The organism is Comamonas sp. JNW, from assembly GCF_003105075.1.
GTDB lineage: Bacteria > Pseudomonadota > Gammaproteobacteria > Burkholderiales > Burkholderiaceae_C > Comamonas > Comamonas squillarum.
Genome location: NZ_QETI01000017.1, coordinates 52,872 through 69,614, shown reverse-complemented (window position 1 = coordinate 69,614; position 16,743 = coordinate 52,872). Strand labels below are relative to the sequence as shown.

Below are 16,743 nucleotides of genomic sequence, written 5' to 3'. Positions count from 1 at the left end.
AGCCTTGGGGCGAGCGCTGTCCTGGATCAACACCGCAGCTCAGTCATGCACCCTGCCCAGGCGGTTCGCGGCGTCTTGCAGGCCTTGGAATATGGCCGTTGACACGCTCTGCGGAAAGTCAGGGGGTAGTTGCTTTTCGGCGCGGGCAATCACGTCCGGTGTCATCTCCACCACTTGGTCGATGATTGCTCGCACATCCAAGCCTTGGGGCGAGCGGATGCCATAGCGCTCGCCCACAGCCTCCCAGTGGCAGCGCATGATCTTGTTCATGTTCCAGTGCGCATTTTTGGAACGCACGGCTATGGCCATGCGCGCCTTGTGGGGCGACAACTTGCCAGGCCCGGCTCCCCAAATGGGGTAGGCCGAGAGCACGTCATACAGCGGCGTCATCTCGAACACGCCCTGGGGCCGCAAAAAGATGCTGAAGTTCTTGGCATGGCCGTCAGTGGCACACAGCATCCAAAACAACAGCTGTGCCATAAAGAACTGGAACCGGTCTGTCCCCGGACTTTTGGATCTCGCCAGCAAGTCCATGATGGTATCGACGCCGGGCCCGCCATCACTCTCGTATTTGAGAATGGGCGAGACACCACTGGCCTGGCACATGTCCTCCTGCGGGATCCGTACCAGGACCTTCTCCTTCCATACGCTCCGGTCAAAGCGTTCAACGGCCAACACCTTCTGGTCTTCAAAGCGCAGCACGTCGCAGGGCGCAATCGGAATCCCAAAGGCGGCCACCAGCTTCGAACACAGCCATTCGTTCTCTACCGAGTGGCGCATGTCGATCTGCATATTGCCAATCAGACCCAGCGGCAATTTCAGGATGTGTGAAGTCGGTGTTGCACCCAGGGGTCTGCACCATTGGCCGGCCCAGTAAAGCAGCGCGGTTTTCTCCTGCGCCCCGGCAATCGAGATCCGGAAATCGTCGTCATCCAGACCGCCATCGCCAGACTGCGTCGGGTTCACCACGGCGCGAACCAGGCGCGCCACGTCCGCCTCGCTCAGCACCTCGTACTGCATTTCCGGTTCTTCGGGGGGCGCCTCACCAGCGGGCAGGATCTGCAAGGCGCCAACGCAGTCTCTGCCAATTTCCCGCAACAGCGCATTGGGGTCTGTAGCGCCTACTTTGTAGCGGCGCGCGATGCGCTCCAAAATCTGCTCGTTGTCCGGCAGCAGGTTCTGGAAATAAAAGCGCACCGCCTCGCCTTTGTGCGGACCATTTCCCGGTGTGAAGGGCAGTGACAAGGACAAGGGCCGGCGCAGAGCCACATCACGCACCCAGGCGTCGTCGTACTGCAAAACATCGCTACCCGCCTCTACGCGCCATGTCCCGACACGGTGGCCGTTCATCCACAGGCCCAGGGCTTTGTTATGGCCAACGCTGCGCATGGCTTACCAGCTATCCAGTGTCTGCAGTTCACGGCCGGTGTCCGGAGACGTGGCCGGGCGGGCGCGCAATACCAGATCCACGCCCAGGATGCCCATCAGCTTCATCAAGCGTTCAGCGCTGACCGACTCGGCATTGCGCTCCATGGCCGAGACCGTCTGCTGGGTGACCCCCAGACGCGTGGCCACATCCGCCTGGGTCAGCTTGGCCGTCTTGCGAAAGGCTTTGAGCAGCGTCGGCAGCTGTGCCGTCGTGCGTACGGTGAATTCGTCCATGGCGCGCTCCTCTGCAAGCAGCAGAAAAACACACTATACGCTGTATTTGTAATTTACAAAATATAGGCTGTATTTCCGTTTTACAACCTAAGGATTGTATTTACGCCAGATTCGGCGCCAGCGCGCGGCGCAGGACCTCGATGTCCATGCCCCGGCGCTGGGCCATATCGGCCAGCTGGTCCTCGCCGATTTCGCCGACATTGAAGTAGACGGCTTCGGGGTAGCCCAGGTAGAAGCCACTGACGCTGGAGGCGGGGAACATGGCCAGGCTCTCGGTGAGGTGCATGCCGATATCGGCGGCATCCAGCGCCTTGAACAGGTCGATCTTGGCGGTGTGGTCCGGGCAGGCGGGGTAGCCGGGGGCGGGGCGCACGCCCTGGTATTTTTCCTTGATGAGTTCCTCGTTGCTCAGCTGCTCATCGGCGGCATAGCCCCACAGGTCTTGGCGCACGCGCAGGTGCAGGCATTCGGCAAAGGCTTCGGCCAGGCGGTCGGCCAGGGCCTTGAACATGATGCCGCTGTAGTCGTCCAGTGCGGCTTCAAATTCCTTGTCCTTTTTCTCGGCGCCAATGCCAGCCGTGACGGCAAACAGGCCGGCGTAGTCGCCGATGCCCGATTCCTTGGGGGCCACAAAGTCGGCCAGGCAGCGGCTGGGGCGCATCACGTTGTCCACCGCCTGCTTCTCGGTTTGCTGGCGCATGCCGTACCAGGTCAGCAGCTCGGTGCTGCGCGACTCGTCGGTGTAGAACACGATGTCGTCGCCCACGCGGTTGGCGGGGAACAGGCCCATCACGCCATTGGCCTGCAGCCAGCGGCCTTCGATGATCTTCTTGAGCATGGCCTGGGCATCAGCCAGCACCTTGCGCGCCTCCACACCGACCACCTCATCGTCGAGGATGGCGGGGTACGGGCCGGCCAGGTCCCAGGTCTGGAAGAATGGACCCCAGTCGATGTACTGGGCGATCTCGGCCAGGTCAAAGTTCTTGAACACGCGGCGGCCCAGCACGCGGGGCGTGACGGGCGGGTGCGCGGCAAAATCCACCGGGGTGGCATTGGCGCGGGCCTGGGCCAGGGTCCACAGCGGCGTTTTCTTCTTGTTGGCGTGCTGGGTGCGCACCTTGTCGTAGTCGGCCTCCACCTCTTGCAGGTAGCGGTCCTTGTTCTCACCCAGCAGGCTCTGGGCCACGCTCACGCTGCGCGAAGCATCAGGCACGTAAAGCACCGGGCCTTCGTACTTGGGCGCAATCTTCACCGCCGTGTGCACGCGCGAGCAGGTGGCGCCGCCAATCAGCAGCGGAATTTTCTTGATGCGGAAATAGTCGTCCTTGTGCATCTCGCCGGCCACATACTGCATCTCTTCGAGGCTGGGCGTGATCAGGCCCGACAGGCCAATGATGTCCGCGCCCTCGGCCTTGGCACGGGCCAGGATCTCGTGGCAGGGCACCATCACGCCCATATTGATGACCTCGAAGTTATTGCACTGCAGCACCACGGTGACGATGTTCTTGCCGATGTCATGCACATCGCCCTTGACGGTGGCGATGACGATCTTGCCCTTGCTCGACACGTCCACGCCCGCCGCTTCCTGCTGGCGCTTTTCCTCTTCGATATAGGGCACCAGGTGGGCCACGGCCTGCTTCATCACGCGGGCCGACTTGACCACCTGGGGCAGGAACATCTTGCCGGCGCCAAACAGGTCGCCGACGATGTTCATGCCGTCCATCAGCGGCCCTTCGATCACATGCAGCGGGCGCCCGCCGCCTTGCATGACGATGGTCTGGTAAGCCTCTTCGGTATCTTCGGTGATGAAGTCGGTGATGCCATGCACCAGTGCATGCGACAGGCGCTCGTTGACGGTCTTGGGGCTGTCTGGCGTGCCGCGCCATTCGAGCTTCTTGCTGTCGTCCTTGGCGCCGCTCTTGGCGCTGTCGGCCACTTCGACCAGGCGCTCGCCGGCGTCGGGGCGGCGGTTGAGCACCACGTCTTCGACGCGCTCGCGCAGCACCGGCTCGAGGTCGTCATAGACGCCGACCATGCCGGCGTTGACGATGCCCATGTCCATGCCCGCCTGGATTGCGTGGTACAGGAACACCGTGTGGATCGCCTCGCGCACCGGGTCGTTGCCGCGGAACGAGAACGACACGTTCGATACGCCGCCGCTCACCTTGGCGCCGGGCAGGTTCTGCTTGATCCAGCGCGTCGCCTCGATGAAGTCCACGCCGTAGTTGTTGTGCTCTTCGATGCCGGTGGCCACGGCAAAGATGTTGGGGTCGAAGATGATGTCCTCGGGCGGGAAACCGACCTCGTCAACCAGGATGCGGTAGGCGCGCTCGCAGATCTCGATCTTGCGCTCGTAGGTATCGGCCTGGCCTTTTTCGTCAAAGGCCATGACCACGGCGGCGGCGCCATAGCGCTTGACCAGGCGCGCATGCGCTTTGAACTCGTCCACGCCCTCTTTCATCGAGATGGAGTTGACGATGCCCTTGCCCTGGATGCAGCGCAGCCCCGCCTCGATCACCTCCCATTTGGAGCTGTCGACCATGATGGGCACGCGGGCGATATCGGGCTCGGAGGCGATCAGGTTCAGAAAACGCACCATCGCGGCCTTGCTGTCGAGCATGGCCTCGTCCATGTTCACATCGATCACCTGGGCGCCGTTTTCCACCTGCTGGCGCGCAACGGCCAGCGCCTCTTCGTACTGCTCGTTCAGGATCAGGCGCGCAAAGGCCTTGGAGCCCGTCACGTTGGTGCGTTCACCGACGTTGACAAACAGGCTGTCCTCGCCAACAAACACGGGCTCCAGGCCCGACAGGCGCATGGGAGGAACGGAAACGGGGGCAGCAGACGCGGACATGGGGCTCACCTGTGAAAACCAGAAAACAGAGACAGAACAGGTGAGCGCCGTTGATGCGGGCCATGCGCGGCATGCCCGTCGACCTGCCCCAAGCCTGACAGGCCTGCGATGGGGGTACCACCGGCCTGCTGCAGCGCTCCTTGGAACAAGGCCCTGCATTTTAAGCCAGGCCGGGCGCCAAAGCACAGGCAGAGGGGCTTGTCCATAGCCACAAACACCATTCACCATTGTTGGTTATAGACCTATTCAATCAGACGATGCTTCGGCATTCACCCATATTGCAGCGCTTTGCCGGCAAACAACGCCAACCCATAGGCAACACCGGCTTTCTGTTTTCAAACAGGTCCAGGCCTGCTTTTTGAGGAGAATTCCCTTGCATCTGAGTTTCAGTGCTTACTACACCCTGATCTTTGCCGTCCTCGTGCTCTTGCTGGGCAAGTGGCTGACGCGGCACATCCGCTTCCTGCGCGACTTCAACATCCCCGAGCCCGTCTCCGGCGGCCTGGTGGTGGCCGCCCTTATCTTTGCGCTGCACCAGGCCACCGGCCTGACCCTGGCCTTTGCCACTGGCATGCAGACCAGCTTCATGCTGGTGTTCTTCTCGTCGATCGGGCTGAGCGCCAACTTTGCCAAGCTGCGCGAAGGCGGCATGGGCCTGGTGGTGTTTCTGGGCGTCATCGTCGCCTTTATCTTTGTGCAAAACGGTGTCGGCGTGGGCTTGGCCACCTTGCTGGGGCTGGATCCGCTCATTGGCCTGGTCGCGGGCTCGATCACCTTGCTGGGCGGCCACGGCACCGCTGGCGCCTGGGGCTCGGTGCTGGAGAACCAATACGGCCTGAGCGGCGCCACCGCGCTGGGCATTGCCTGCGCGACCTTTGGCCTGGTCATCGGCGGCCTGCTGGGCGGCCCTCTGGCCAAGCGCCTGATCACGCGCCACCAGCTGGCCCAGCCACGCACGCTGGCTGAAAAGGAAGTGAGTGAGCACACCCCAGGCAACGACAGCAGCCAGGTCGCCAATTTCGAGACGCCCAATACCGCCCCGCGCCTGATCACCGCCGAGGCCGCCATCGAGACCCTGGCGCTGTTTGCCGGCTGCCTGGCCTTTGCCGAGTTCATGACCAGCGCCACCCAGGGCACGATGCTGCAGCTGCCCACCTTTGTCTGGGCGCTGGGCGGCGGCGTGGTGATCCGCAATGTGCTCGACTACGGCTTTGGCTTCAAGGTGTTTGACCGTGCCATCGATGTTTTTGGCAACGCCGGCCTGTCGATCTACCTGGCCATTGCGCTGCTGTCACTCAAGCTCTGGGAGCTGGCCGAGCTGGCCGGGCCGCTGATGCTCATCCTGGCGGTGCAGACCGTGGCGCTGGCGCTGTTTGCCGTCTTCATCACCTTCCGCACGATGGGTCGCAACTACGACGCCGCCGTGCTGGCCGCCGGCCACTGCGGCTTTGGCATGGGCGCCACGCCCACGGCTGTGGCCAATATGCAGGCCATCACCAGCCAGTACGGGCCCTCGCACAAGGCCTTCCTGATCGTGCCGCTGGTAGGTGCGTTCTTTATCGACATCATCAATGCCTTTGTGCTGCAGCTGATGATTGCCTGGTTGCGCTAAAGCACAGCCATTAACAGCAACGGGGCGCCAGTGGTAACACGGCGCCCCGTTGTGCTTTCCGACCCTACTGTGCCGATTGCGGCAGGCCAAACAGGCGGTCAAACGACCAGTTGAAGACAAAGGTGTAGACCAGGAAGAACAGCAGCAGGCCGATGTCCATCACCAGCGCATCCCAGAGGCTGACCTCGAACCACCAGGCAAACAGCGGCACGAGCATGAAGACGAGACCGCCTTCCATGCCCAGCGCATGCGCAATGCGGCGGCCCAGGCCGCGCCCACGGGTGGGCTGGGTGGCTTCCCAGCGCTCGAACAGGTGGTTCCAGACCACGTTCCACAGAATGGCGATGGCCGACGAGGCGGCGGCTACGACACCGGAGTGCGCAGCGCCCTGGCCCGACAGAGCCGACAGGCCTGCCGTGGCGGCCACGATGGCGATGGCCTCGTACAGGGCCACATAGACCACGCGCCGCATCGGCCCCTGCAGCGACCAAGGGCTGTTGTGTATTTTTTGAACTGACATGGGGCGCTATCTTATGTGTCATGAACTGATAACATAAGTCAGAATCTTTCAGAAAAATTGATACATCAATGCGCAGTGCCTTCGCCCCCTTTGACTCCGACACGATCCAGACCCTGTTGGCCGTGCTCGACCATGGCAGCTTCTCGGCCGCAGCCCGGGCGCTGGGCAAGGTGCCCTCGGCCGTCAGCATGCAGATCGCCCAGCTCGAGGCCGAGCTGCAGATGCCGCTGTTTGCCCGCGAAGGGCGCGAGCCCCGACCGCTGCCCGCCGCATTGGCGCTGGAGCCGCAGGCGCGCCTGCTGGCCGCGCAGCTGCAGCAGCTCAACGCCCATGCGCTGGCGCTGGAGCAAGGGCTGGAATCGCGGCTGAGCCTGGTGATGGCGCCGGAGCTGCTCTCAGCCCCCTGGGCTGCGCCACTGGCCGCGCTGGCGCAGGAGTACCCGCAGCTGGCCGTCGAGGTGCTCACGGCCCCCCAGGCCGATGCGCTGACCATGCTGCACAGCGGCCGCGCGCAGCTGGCACTGGTCTTTGAGCGGCCGAGCCTGGACGGCCGCGAAGGTTTTCAGGAAGTGGCGACCGAGACCTTGCTGGCCGTCATCGCCCCCAGCCACCCGCTGATGCAGGCGCTGGTCCAGGCGCCTGCGCCCGGCGAGGCCGCCCGGCCCCAGCTGCGCGAGCACCACCTGACCAATACGCGCCAGATCATCGTTGCCAGCCGCGACTGGTCGCTGGACCATGAGCGCCTGGTCTACGCCCGCGATGTCTGGCGCACCGACAACCATGTGGCTGCCTTGCAGATGGTCAGCGCCGGCATTGGCTGGGGCTGGCTGCCCCAGCCGCTGGTGGCACCGCTGCTGCAGTCGGGCGCTCTGGTGGCGATGGAGTTTGCCAACCTCAGCAATGGCGCCCAGCTCTATGTGGATGTGGTCTGGTCCAAGGAGCACCCGATGGGCCTGGCCGCCAAGCGCTTTGTGGCGCTGGTGCAGGCAGCCTCCCAAACACCTTAAGCGCCCGGGGCTTCTTGCGGCGCAGCGGGGGCGGGCGGCAGGTCGCGCACATGGATGTCCATCTGCGGGAAGGCCACCGCAATGCCGGCTGCCTTCAGCCGCGCGTTGATGCTGCGGTTGAGGTCGTTGCGCACCGGCAGGCGGTCATCCACCGCACCCACATAGACGCGCAGCTCGAACTTCTGGCCCTGGCCTTCGAGCGCCATGAACCAGCAGTTGGCCTCGGGCTCGCGCAGCACCTTGGGGTGCTCGGCCGCAATGGCCAGCAGCATGCGCTGCACCTCGCCCGGGTCGCTGCCGTGCGCAACCGAGACATCGATGATCAGGCGCGTCACATCGTCGCTCAAGGTCCAGTTGGTCACCTGGCCGGTGATGAAGGTCTTGTTCGGGATGACGATTTCCTGGTTGTCGAAATCCAGCACCGTGGTGGCGCGCGTGCGGATGCGGGTGACGGTGCCGGTGTGCTGGTTGATGGTGATCACATCGCCGACCCGGAAGGGCCGCTCGACCAGCAGAATCAGGCCCGAGACAAAGTTGGCAAAAATCTCCTGCAGGCCAAAACCCAGACCCACGGTCAGCGCGGCGGCCATCCACTGCAGCTGGCTCCAGCGCAGGCCCAGCAAGGACAGCGCGCTGACCGTGCCGGCAATCGTGATGCCGTAGCGCGCCAGGGTCGCCATCGTGTAGCGGTCCGAGCTGCTGACCCGGCGCGTGCCGGAGAACACCACCTCGACCAGGCCGGGCAGGTTGCGCGTCAGGCTGAAGGTCATCAGCAAGATCAGCGCACCCACCAGCAGGTCCATCAGGCTCACCGGCGCGGGGCGCGCAATGCCACTGGCCTCGGTATTGGTGGTGTACCACAGCACCACGCCCTCAAAGCGCAGCAGCGCTGGCAGCACCGGCGACCAGGCGTACACCAGGCTCAGCGCCACCAGCACCCGCTGCAGCAGGCCCAGCAGGCGGTGTGCCTGCGTGCTGACGGTGACCAGCGCCATCTGGCTTTGCTCATCGGCGGCATTGTTGTTGGCCGGGGCGGGGCTGCCAGTGGCGGCATCGGCAGCCGCTGCCGCATTGGCCGCCTGGCGCTGCAGCGCAGCGGCGCGCAGGCGGTTGAGCGCCAGGCGGCGCTCGCCCAGCAGCAGCCAGCGCCGCAGCAGGCTGACCAGCACCTCGGCCGCCGCCAGGAACACAAAGCTGCTCAGCAACGCCTGGATCACCTCGGTGGCGGTGTAGACATAGCCCAGCCCGATGCCCACCAGGGTCACGGCCAGCACCAGCAGCACGGCCACGCTCACCACCTGGCTCCAGCGCAGGCCCGGGCGCTGCTTGCGCAGGCTTTGACGCAGGTAGCGCAAGGCCATCCAGCCCAGGCCCAGGGTCAGCACCAGCAGGCACATGCGGCCCCAGGTGCTGATCGCCGAATCATCGTGGCTGAAGAAGGCCAGGCCGCCCAGCAGATCGATGGGCACGATCAGCCAGGTGGCGCGCAGCACCATCTGGCGCAGCACCTGCACGCGCTCGCGCGGCCAGCCAAAATGCGCCACCGCCAGCCCGCAGGGGCGGAACAGCACGTTGAGCAGGGTCACGACAAAGACAAAGGCACTCAGCTGCTCGAGCGCCTGGCCCAGCGGCTCGAGCGCCACCGGCGCTGCCGTCGATTGCAGCAAGGTGCCCAGGGCGGCCGTGGCAAAGCTCCAGGGCAGCGCATACAGCAGGCTCCAGCCCAGCGCCATCAAGGTCAGGCCAAAGTGGTCCTGCGAGAAATTGTCCACCTGCGTGGCAATCGCCTGCAGCTTTTGCAAGGCATAGCGGCGCAGGCCCAGCAGCAGCAGCACGCCGGCAAAGATACCGGCATAGATCCAGAGGTTGCGCAGCATGCTCGCGCCCAGCGCCCGCGCGGTGTTCCAGGGCGAGGCGCTCGCGCCCTGCTCCAGGGGCGCACCGTCCGAGCTGCGCAGCACCGAGCGCCATTCGTCCAGCCAGGCGCCGCCCATCGCCAGATGGCTGGGGAACCACAGCAGCTCCTTGTCCATCACCTGGCGCAGCGCGTTGCCGCTGTTCAAGGTCGATTGCAGCGCCGCATCGGTCTGCTCCAGCACCGCAATGCGCCGCAGCAGCAAGGGCTGGAGCTGGTCAATCAGCGCGGCCTGCTTGGTCCACAAGGCTGTGCTCTGGGCACTGCCGCGCGTAGTCATGCCCGAGTTGCCGCCACCCGTGGCCGTGCCGTTGAGGCTGAAGCGCCGCTCGCTGGCATTGAACAGCGCCAGCCGCAGCTCGGCCAGCTGCCGCAACGTGGCCTTGCGGCGCGACTGGATGGTGTTGACGGTGGGCAGCGCCACGCGCTGCTTCCACAGCCACTGGCCCACCGAGGCGCTGCCGCCCAGGCGCAGGCGCGCCTGCGTGTCGCGCAAGGCCGAGGCCAGCTGGCTTTGGCGGTATTCGTCGCTCGCCAGGTCCTGGCGCTCTTTGACCAGGCGGTCGTTGTGCGCCAGGATCTGGGCGGCCAGCGCGCTGTTTTGCTGCGCCAGCTCGCGCACGGCGGCCGAGGCCTCGGCCGTGTCGTTCTCGGCCGCCTGCGTTTGCTGCACCTGCTGCTCGAGCTGCTGGCGGGCGCGGTCGGCAATGCGCTGGTTGAGCCAAGCCACGCGCGGCGTGCGCTCGAGCAGCTCGCGGCGCTGGGTCTGCAGTTGCACATCGAGCAGGCGCTGGCGGGTCTCGATCGTCGATTGCTCTTCCTGGCGCAGTGCCAGCTCCTGCGTGGCGCGGCGGTGCTCGGCGCTGCGGCGCTGCTGGCGCGCCTGGGTCAGCGCCTTCGACTCTCCCGGCTCGGCCGTCACCGGCGTCGCGGTCTCCTGCACGCGCTGCTGCAGGCTGGCCAGGTCGCTGCGGCCATTGCCGGGCTGGGCCACCAGGTTGGCCTGTTCGGCCGCCGATTTCTCGATGCCGGCCTTGAGCGCGGCAATCGCCTCGCGCTCGTCGGTCAGTAGCTTTTCCAGCACTTCCTGGCTGGCATTGGCGGGTACACGCTCTTCCCAGCGCGTCTGTATCTGGCCCAGCTCCTGGTCACTCAGCGGTGCGGGGGGCGCGCCCGCGGGGGTCTGCACGCGGCTGCGCAGGCGCTCGAGCGACTGGGTCAGCGCATCGGCCTCCTGCTCGGCCGTGGTGGTGGCCTCGCGCTGCGCCTGGATGGCGCGCTCTTCATCGCTGCTGCTCGATGAACTGCCCCCCAGGCCCGCCAGCGAGGTCAGCGACTGTGCCGTCGCTGCCGAGGGCAGCAGGCATGCGCACAGCAGCAGCCACAGGGCCGGCAACCACCAGCGTGGCAGACCCTGGCGGGCAGAGAAAGAGAGGGGGGAGGCTCGCATCGGCACAGTGTATCGGTATGCGCCCTCCCCGGAGGCTAGGACAAGGGCGCTGCTTGCACCTGATAACAATGCTTTCAACGTCCCTGGCGGTGGCCGCGGCGGTAGTGGCTGCAGTTGCCAGGGACGCTGGGATGCTCAGCGCGGTGGCCGGCTATCCTGCATGCGGTCAAAGGCTTTGTCGATATCGTCGGCCTGCAAGGTGGCCTGCAGCGGCTGGCGGCCGGCGCGCTGCTGGTCGATCTGCTCTTGCATGCGGGTGGCGACCTGCATCAGCACGCGGTGCAGCCCCAGCTGCTGGCGCCGGCTCTGGTCCAGGTGCTCGACCACCGGCTGCAGCGACTGCAGCACCAGCTGGCCCAGCTGCTGCACGGCCAGGTCCAGCGGCGGTGCATCAGCGTGGCGCGCGGGCTGCGGCGCCGGCGCGCTGTCCAGCACCGCCTGGCGAATGCCGTCGAGCGACTGGCCCACGGCCGTTTGCGCCTGGCCCCACTGCGCCAGCATGCGCTGCAGGCCCTCTTGCGCGGCGCTGTCACCCTGGTGGCGGTCCTGCTGTGCCTGGGCCATCGCACGCGTAGCGGCGACCAGGTCGACCAGCTGGGTCGTCACGCGGGTGGCCGCATCGGCATTGGCGCCACCTGCGGCCTGCTGGCGCTGGAACTGGGCCTTGATCTCGGCCCAGCGCGCCTGGGCCTGCGCATCGGCGCTGCCGCGCAGCTCGGCGAGCTTGAGCAGGTTCTCCTCGGCGCCGCCGGTCAGCATCTGCGCCTCGCCCTGGTAATGGTCGCTCAGCATCTGCGCCATCTCGGCATCGTTCATCACCGGGGTGATCTTCTCGGCGAGCTTGTTCATGTTGCGGTAGCTGCCCTGCAGCTTGAAAGGCGGCTCCGTGCGGTAGCTGTCGTCCTGCGCGGCGCTGTGGATGTACTGCTGGTTGACCTTAAACACCAGCTCGCGCACCTGCAGCATGCGCTGGAGCACCGCCTCCATCTCGCGCAGCTCGGCGGCCGCATAGTCGTGCGACAGCGCATTGGCCGACACCTCCTTGCCCTGCACCCGGTCGAGCAGCAGGTACAGATCCTGCAGGCTGCGCGTGGCCATCGGCGCGAGCACCGCGTTCGAGGTCATGCTGTTTTCGATATAGCTGAGCTTGAAGACCTCATCCATGCCGCCCAGCACATCGCCCAGGTTGTAGATGTCGGCGCGGTTGGCCAGCATGTCGGGGATCTTGAAGACCTCGCCCGACTCGGTATAGGGGTTGCCGGACATGACCACGCAAAAGCGCTTGCCGCGCATGTCATGGGTCTTGGTCTGGCCCCTCCACACCCCTTCGATGCGGCGCGTGCCATCGGACAGCGAGATGAACTTCTGCAAGAACTCCGGATGCGTGTGCTGGATATCGTCGATATACAGCATCACGTTGTTGGCCATCTCCAGCGCGAGGTTGAGCTTTTCGAGCTCCTTGGCCGCCGTCGCATCGGGCGCCTGGGCCGGGTCGAGCGAGCGCACCGAGTGGCCCAGCGCCGGGCCGTTGATCTTCATGAAGATGAGACCCAGGCGGTTGGCCACGTACTCCATCAAGGTGGTCTTGCCGTAGCCGGGCGGCGAGATCATCATCAGCAGGCCCATCTGGTCGGTGCGCTTGTTCTCGCCCACGACGCCGATCTGCTTGGCCAGGTTGTCGCCAATCACCGGCAGGTAGATCTCGTTGATGAGCCGGTTGCGCACAAAGGACGACAGCGGCCGGGCCTTGAACTCCTCGAGCCGGAAGCGCGCGCGGTACTCGCCCAGCAGCTGCTGGCGCAGCGCCTGGTAGCGCTCCCACTGCGGCAGATAGCGGCGGTAGTGGCGCGCCGCACGCGTGGTCAGCTCGTCGAGCTGGATGGACATGCGGCCGGCATCCACCCGGCCATGCTGGCCCAGCAGGCCCAGCACCTCGCAGCGCAGATCCACATTGCTGACCTGGTGCGGCAGCTCGCCCTGGCAGACCAGCCAGGCGGCCGCTTCGCTGCAGTAAGGCAGCCAGGCGGCACGCTCGGCCTCGGGGGCGGCCTGGGCCACTGTCTGCAGCCAGTGCAGCGCGCTGCGCCAGCGCTGGGCCAGCGGTGCGGCGCCGCGCTCGCGGCTGGCCTGGCCGGCCTCGCCGCCCGCCCAGTAGCGCTGCAGATCGGCCCAGTGCAGGCCTTCCTTGGGGCCGGCCTTGAGCGCCTGCTGCAGCGCGGCCACCACCGCCTGGCTGGCGCCCGAGAAATGGAAGCGCAGCGCCTTGTGCGCCAGCTCGGCCTGCAGGTAATCGGCGGCGGCGCGCAGCAGGTTGTCAGTCTCGCTGTCCCACTCTCCCGCATCGGGCGCTGCCGCTGCCAGCAAGGGGCTGGCCGGGTCGGCGCGCAGCAGCGCATCGAGCAGGCCCTGGTCCTGCGCAAAGGCGCGCAGCTGGGCCATGATGTCGGTCTGCAGCGCCAGGCGCTCGGCCTCGCTACCCAGCAGCTGCTGCATGGCCTGGGCCTGCTGCGCGCGCTCGGGCCAGCGTGCAATGCTGCTGGCCAGCTGGGGCTGCTGGATATGGGCCTGCTGGCTCCAGAACAAGAGCGCCAGGCTGCGTGCCTGCGGCGCATGGCGCAGCACCCCGGCGCCATCGGCCAGCGGCACCAGCGCCTGCAATATGACGGCCGCATCATGGTCGTGGATGCCGCGCTCATAGCCGTCGCGGTAGCGCGGCGCAGAAAACTCGCGGATCGCCTGGGTCAGCGCCTCGCCATCGGGCAGGAGCTGGCGCAGGCGGTCCTGGCTCCAGCCTTCGCGCCCGGCACGCACGGCCTGCACCACCTCCAGCGCCAGGTACTCGCCCCGGTACATCTCGGCCGATTCGGCCGGCGACGAGGCATCCCAGTAGGCCTGCAGGCCGGCCAGCTCTGCATTGTCCACCGGCTCGAAGTACTCGGTGCCCACCAGGTGCAGGTAGAGCTGGCCGTCGCGCGGCAGCAAGGTCAGGTCCAGGTCCTGGTTGCCCACCGAGAAACGGTGGCGGCCCAGGCGGATCAGCTTGCCATCGCCCTCGTACAGGTCGGTTCGGTCCTGCAGCGCGCGGAAGGCCTGGTCGCGCAGCGACTTGATGCGGCTGTCGATGTCATCGGCCTTGACGGGGTCCTGCAACTCGCCGCGCAGGCGCCCGGCCAATTCCTTGAGCTTGGCAATGAGCGGGTCGCCGGCAAAGAACGCGTGCAGTGCCTCTGGGCTGGCGATCTTTTCGGTGCGCTTGGGCAGGCCTTGCACAATGCGCAGCGCGGCATCGAGCACGCCCTGGGCGCGGCGCTGGCGCTCGTCCTGCAAGGACTGCTTGCGCGCCTCGAAAGTCTCCAGCACCTCTTCGCGCTTGGCGATGATGTCCGAGAGAAACTGCGCATGCTCGCCAAACTGGCTCTCGATGTCTTCGAGCTGCACCAGGAGGCGCGCGAGCTGCTCATCGCATTTCTCGGGCGTCTGGGCCAGGTTCAGGCCGCTGACGATGCTTTGCGAGAACAGCGCCAGCTGCGCGGCAAACTGGGCCAGGTTCTCGGCGCTGCCCAGGCCGGATTTGCGCTGCTCGGCGCGCGCGCGCACCTGGTTCAAGCGGGCGTAGATGGACGAGATGCGGTCCACCACCGCCGTGCGCTGGGTGGCGTCGTCAATCTTGAGGCTGCCCATCAGCTCGGACAGCAGATCGAGCGCGGCCGACATCTGGGCCATCTGCGCCAGCGGCTCGGCCAGCTGCACCACCGTGGTCGCTGCCTGGGCCTGCTGGTCCAGCGCCTGCAGCTGCTCCACATAGGGCTGCATGGCCGCGTCGGTGGCGATAAAGCCGGCCGTGCGCTGCGAGACTTCAGCCTGGGCCTCCTCGGCCGTCTGCACCATGGCCTCGATCGCTGCGGCATCCACATAGCGCAGCTCGCGCGTGGCCAGCAGCTGGCCGCGCAATGCGGCCAGATCGGTCAGCGCCCCCACATAGGCATCGATGCTGTCGCCGTCGGACAGGCGAATCTGCTTGAGCAGCTGCGCATGGCGGCTGCTGACCTCGCCCATGGCCTTGGCCGAGGCCTGGCGGATGCTCTCGACCTTTTCGTACTCGTCGAGCACCGCGTCGCCGGTGGCGACAATGCCCAAAAGGTTCTCATGCAGCGCCTGCATGCCCGGGCTGCTGAGCCAGTGGTAGCGCTCAAAGAGGCGCCGCGCCGTGTCGATCAGCCGCTCATAGCGCGGCAGCGAGACCTCGGTGGCGGCAATCTCCTTGCGCACGCTGTACAGGTCGGAGATGCCGCTGACCAGCTCGGCATTGCCGATGCGGCCCAGCACGCTGTCCTTTTGCGGCTGGCGCGCGGCATAGTCGTCCGACGCAAAGGGCGTGCGCCACAGCTGCATCGGGTGCACGCGCGAGGCCTCATTGCTCTCGGCAGCAAAGATGACAATGCGGCCATCGTCCATGCGCGCATAGCCGTGGCCGATCAGGGGCGGCTGCAGCGCCCGCTCGATCAGGTTGTACTTGAACAGCGCCATGCGCCCGCTCTCGGGCTCGTAGAACACATAGAGCACATCCTCGCCATTGGGCGAGCGGATGCTGCGGCGGTAGCGCATGCCCTGCATGTTCTGCTCGAAGGCGCGGTGTTCGCCGTTTTGCAGATAGTAGCCACCGGGGAAGATGATGCCGTGGTCCTGGGGCAGCTGGATGCAGGCCGCGCCAATCGCATCCATGCGCAGCACCTGGCGCGACAAGGTGTTGTAGACCAGGTAACGCCACTGGTCCTCACGGTAGGGCAGGATCTTGAGCAACACCAGGCTGCCGACGGCCGCGTATTCAAACACCGCGTCATCGAGCGACTGGTTCTTCTCCTGCACCGGCTCGCGGTAGATGCCCAGGCCGTCATTGGTGTTGTTCTCGACCTTGATCGTCAGGTCGCCGTCAAGCGTCTCGACAAACACCTTGTCCAAGATATTGATGTGCGGGTGGCGGCCCTGCACCAGGTGCTCGCGGCCGGCGCGCTGCCACTCAAAATCATGGGGGGCAGGCAGCTCGATGTCGCGCTCGCCCCGGTTGTCGATGTAACGGATCTGCTGGCCATCGGGCGAGACCGACCAGCGGAACACCCGCACATCGCCCAGGCGCTCGCCGATCTGGAAGCTGGCCAGCAGCTTGCCATCCCGCACCGCCAGCTGCATCAGCTTGGTGTGCTTGTAGTAGGCGTAGAGCTCCTGGAAATCCTGCACAAAGCTCTGGATGCCCAGGAAGCTGTCCTTGAGCTCGACCGGCGTGACTTCGTAGCCCTGCTCGCCCTCGTGCAGGCGGTAGAGCGCAAACACATCCTCGATGCGCGTCTCCTGCTTGAGGCCCATGAACACGTTGTAGCCAAACAGCAAAAAGCCGCCGACCTGGGCGATGTCGCGGCCCAGGCAGTTGTTTTCGGTGCGCACCCGCATGCGGGCGATGACCTCCATCTGGCTGCGGCCAAACTCCTCCAGCCGCGCTTCGTTGAGTTCGCGCGCCAGCGTCTCCAGCGCCTGGCCCTGGGCATCGAGCCGCTTGGCCAGCACTTCATAGGAGCCGCCGCTGGCGACGGCGTCGTCAACGGCAGAGCGGTCCGGTGGGTGGTTGGTGGGGATAGTGGACATGGCTAGAGCGGCAGAGAATGCGGTGGGGCAAGGCCGGCCAGCACGGGTGCTGGGGCCTGCGATGGGAGTGGCCCGCCCAGCGGCGC

The 16,743-nt window shown here is 65.9% G+C and carries 8 protein-coding genes and 1 riboswitch; of the genes, 2 read left to right on the top strand and 6 right to left on the bottom strand.

Annotated elements, in window-relative coordinates; genetic code table 11:
• Window positions 1-39: 39 nt before the first annotated feature.
• The 3 genes from DCO45_RS20080 to metH all read right to left on the bottom strand — a co-directional run bounded on the left by DCO45_RS20080 (window position 40) and on the right by metH (window position 4,516).
• A complete protein-coding gene (locus DCO45_RS20080; protein WP_116927498.1) occupies window positions 40-1,350 on the bottom strand; it encodes a type II toxin-antitoxin system HipA family toxin in 1,311 nt (436 codons plus the stop codon).
• 42 nt (window positions 1,351-1,392) lie between these two features.
• Window positions 1,393-1,662 (bottom strand): helix-turn-helix transcriptional regulator, encoded by a 270-nt coding sequence (locus tag DCO45_RS20075; protein WP_116927469.1) that lies wholly within the window; start codon window positions 1,660-1,662, stop codon window positions 1,393-1,395.
• 100 nt (window positions 1,663-1,762) lie between these two features.
• On the bottom strand, window positions 1,763-4,516 hold the full coding sequence (gene metH, locus DCO45_RS20070; protein ID WP_116927468.1) for a methionine synthase: 2,754 nt from the start codon (window positions 4,514-4,516) through the stop codon (window positions 1,763-1,765).
• 35 nt (window positions 4,517-4,551) lie between these two features.
• A riboswitch (S-adenosyl-L-homocysteine riboswitch) is annotated at window positions 4,552-4,664 on the bottom strand.
• 225 nt (window positions 4,665-4,889) lie between these two features.
• Between metH and gltS the strand changes: the two genes are divergently transcribed.
• Complete coding sequence (gene gltS / locus DCO45_RS20065) at window positions 4,890-6,128, top strand: sodium/glutamate symporter (RefSeq protein WP_116927467.1); 1,239 nt, start codon at window positions 4,890-4,892, stop codon at window positions 6,126-6,128.
• 64 nt (window positions 6,129-6,192) lie between these two features.
• Here gltS and DCO45_RS20060 read toward each other — a convergent pair whose 3' ends face one another.
• Window positions 6,193-6,648, bottom strand: a complete 456-nt coding sequence (locus DCO45_RS20060; protein ID WP_021025337.1) for a PACE efflux transporter — start codon at window positions 6,646-6,648, stop codon at window positions 6,193-6,195.
• A gap of 68 nt (window positions 6,649-6,716) precedes the next feature.
• Between DCO45_RS20060 and DCO45_RS20055 the strand changes: the two genes are divergently transcribed.
• Entirely contained in the window at window positions 6,717-7,655 is a 939-nt protein-coding gene (locus DCO45_RS20055; RefSeq protein WP_116927466.1) for a LysR family transcriptional regulator, read from the top strand.
• Here DCO45_RS20055 and DCO45_RS20050 read toward each other — a convergent pair.
• The gene (locus tag DCO45_RS20050) at window positions 7,652-11,020 is read right to left on the bottom strand and encodes a mechanosensitive ion channel domain-containing protein (RefSeq protein ID WP_116927497.1); all 3,369 of its coding nucleotides are present in this window, start codon (window positions 11,018-11,020) and stop codon (window positions 7,652-7,654) included. The genes DCO45_RS20055 and DCO45_RS20050 overlap by 4 nt on opposite strands.
• Before the next feature lie 135 nt (window positions 11,021-11,155).
• On the bottom strand, window positions 11,156-16,657 hold the full coding sequence (locus tag DCO45_RS20045) for a DNA repair ATPase (RefSeq protein ID WP_116927465.1): 5,502 nt from the start codon (window positions 16,655-16,657) through the stop codon (window positions 11,156-11,158).
• Window positions 16,658-16,743: the final 86 nt, after the last annotated feature.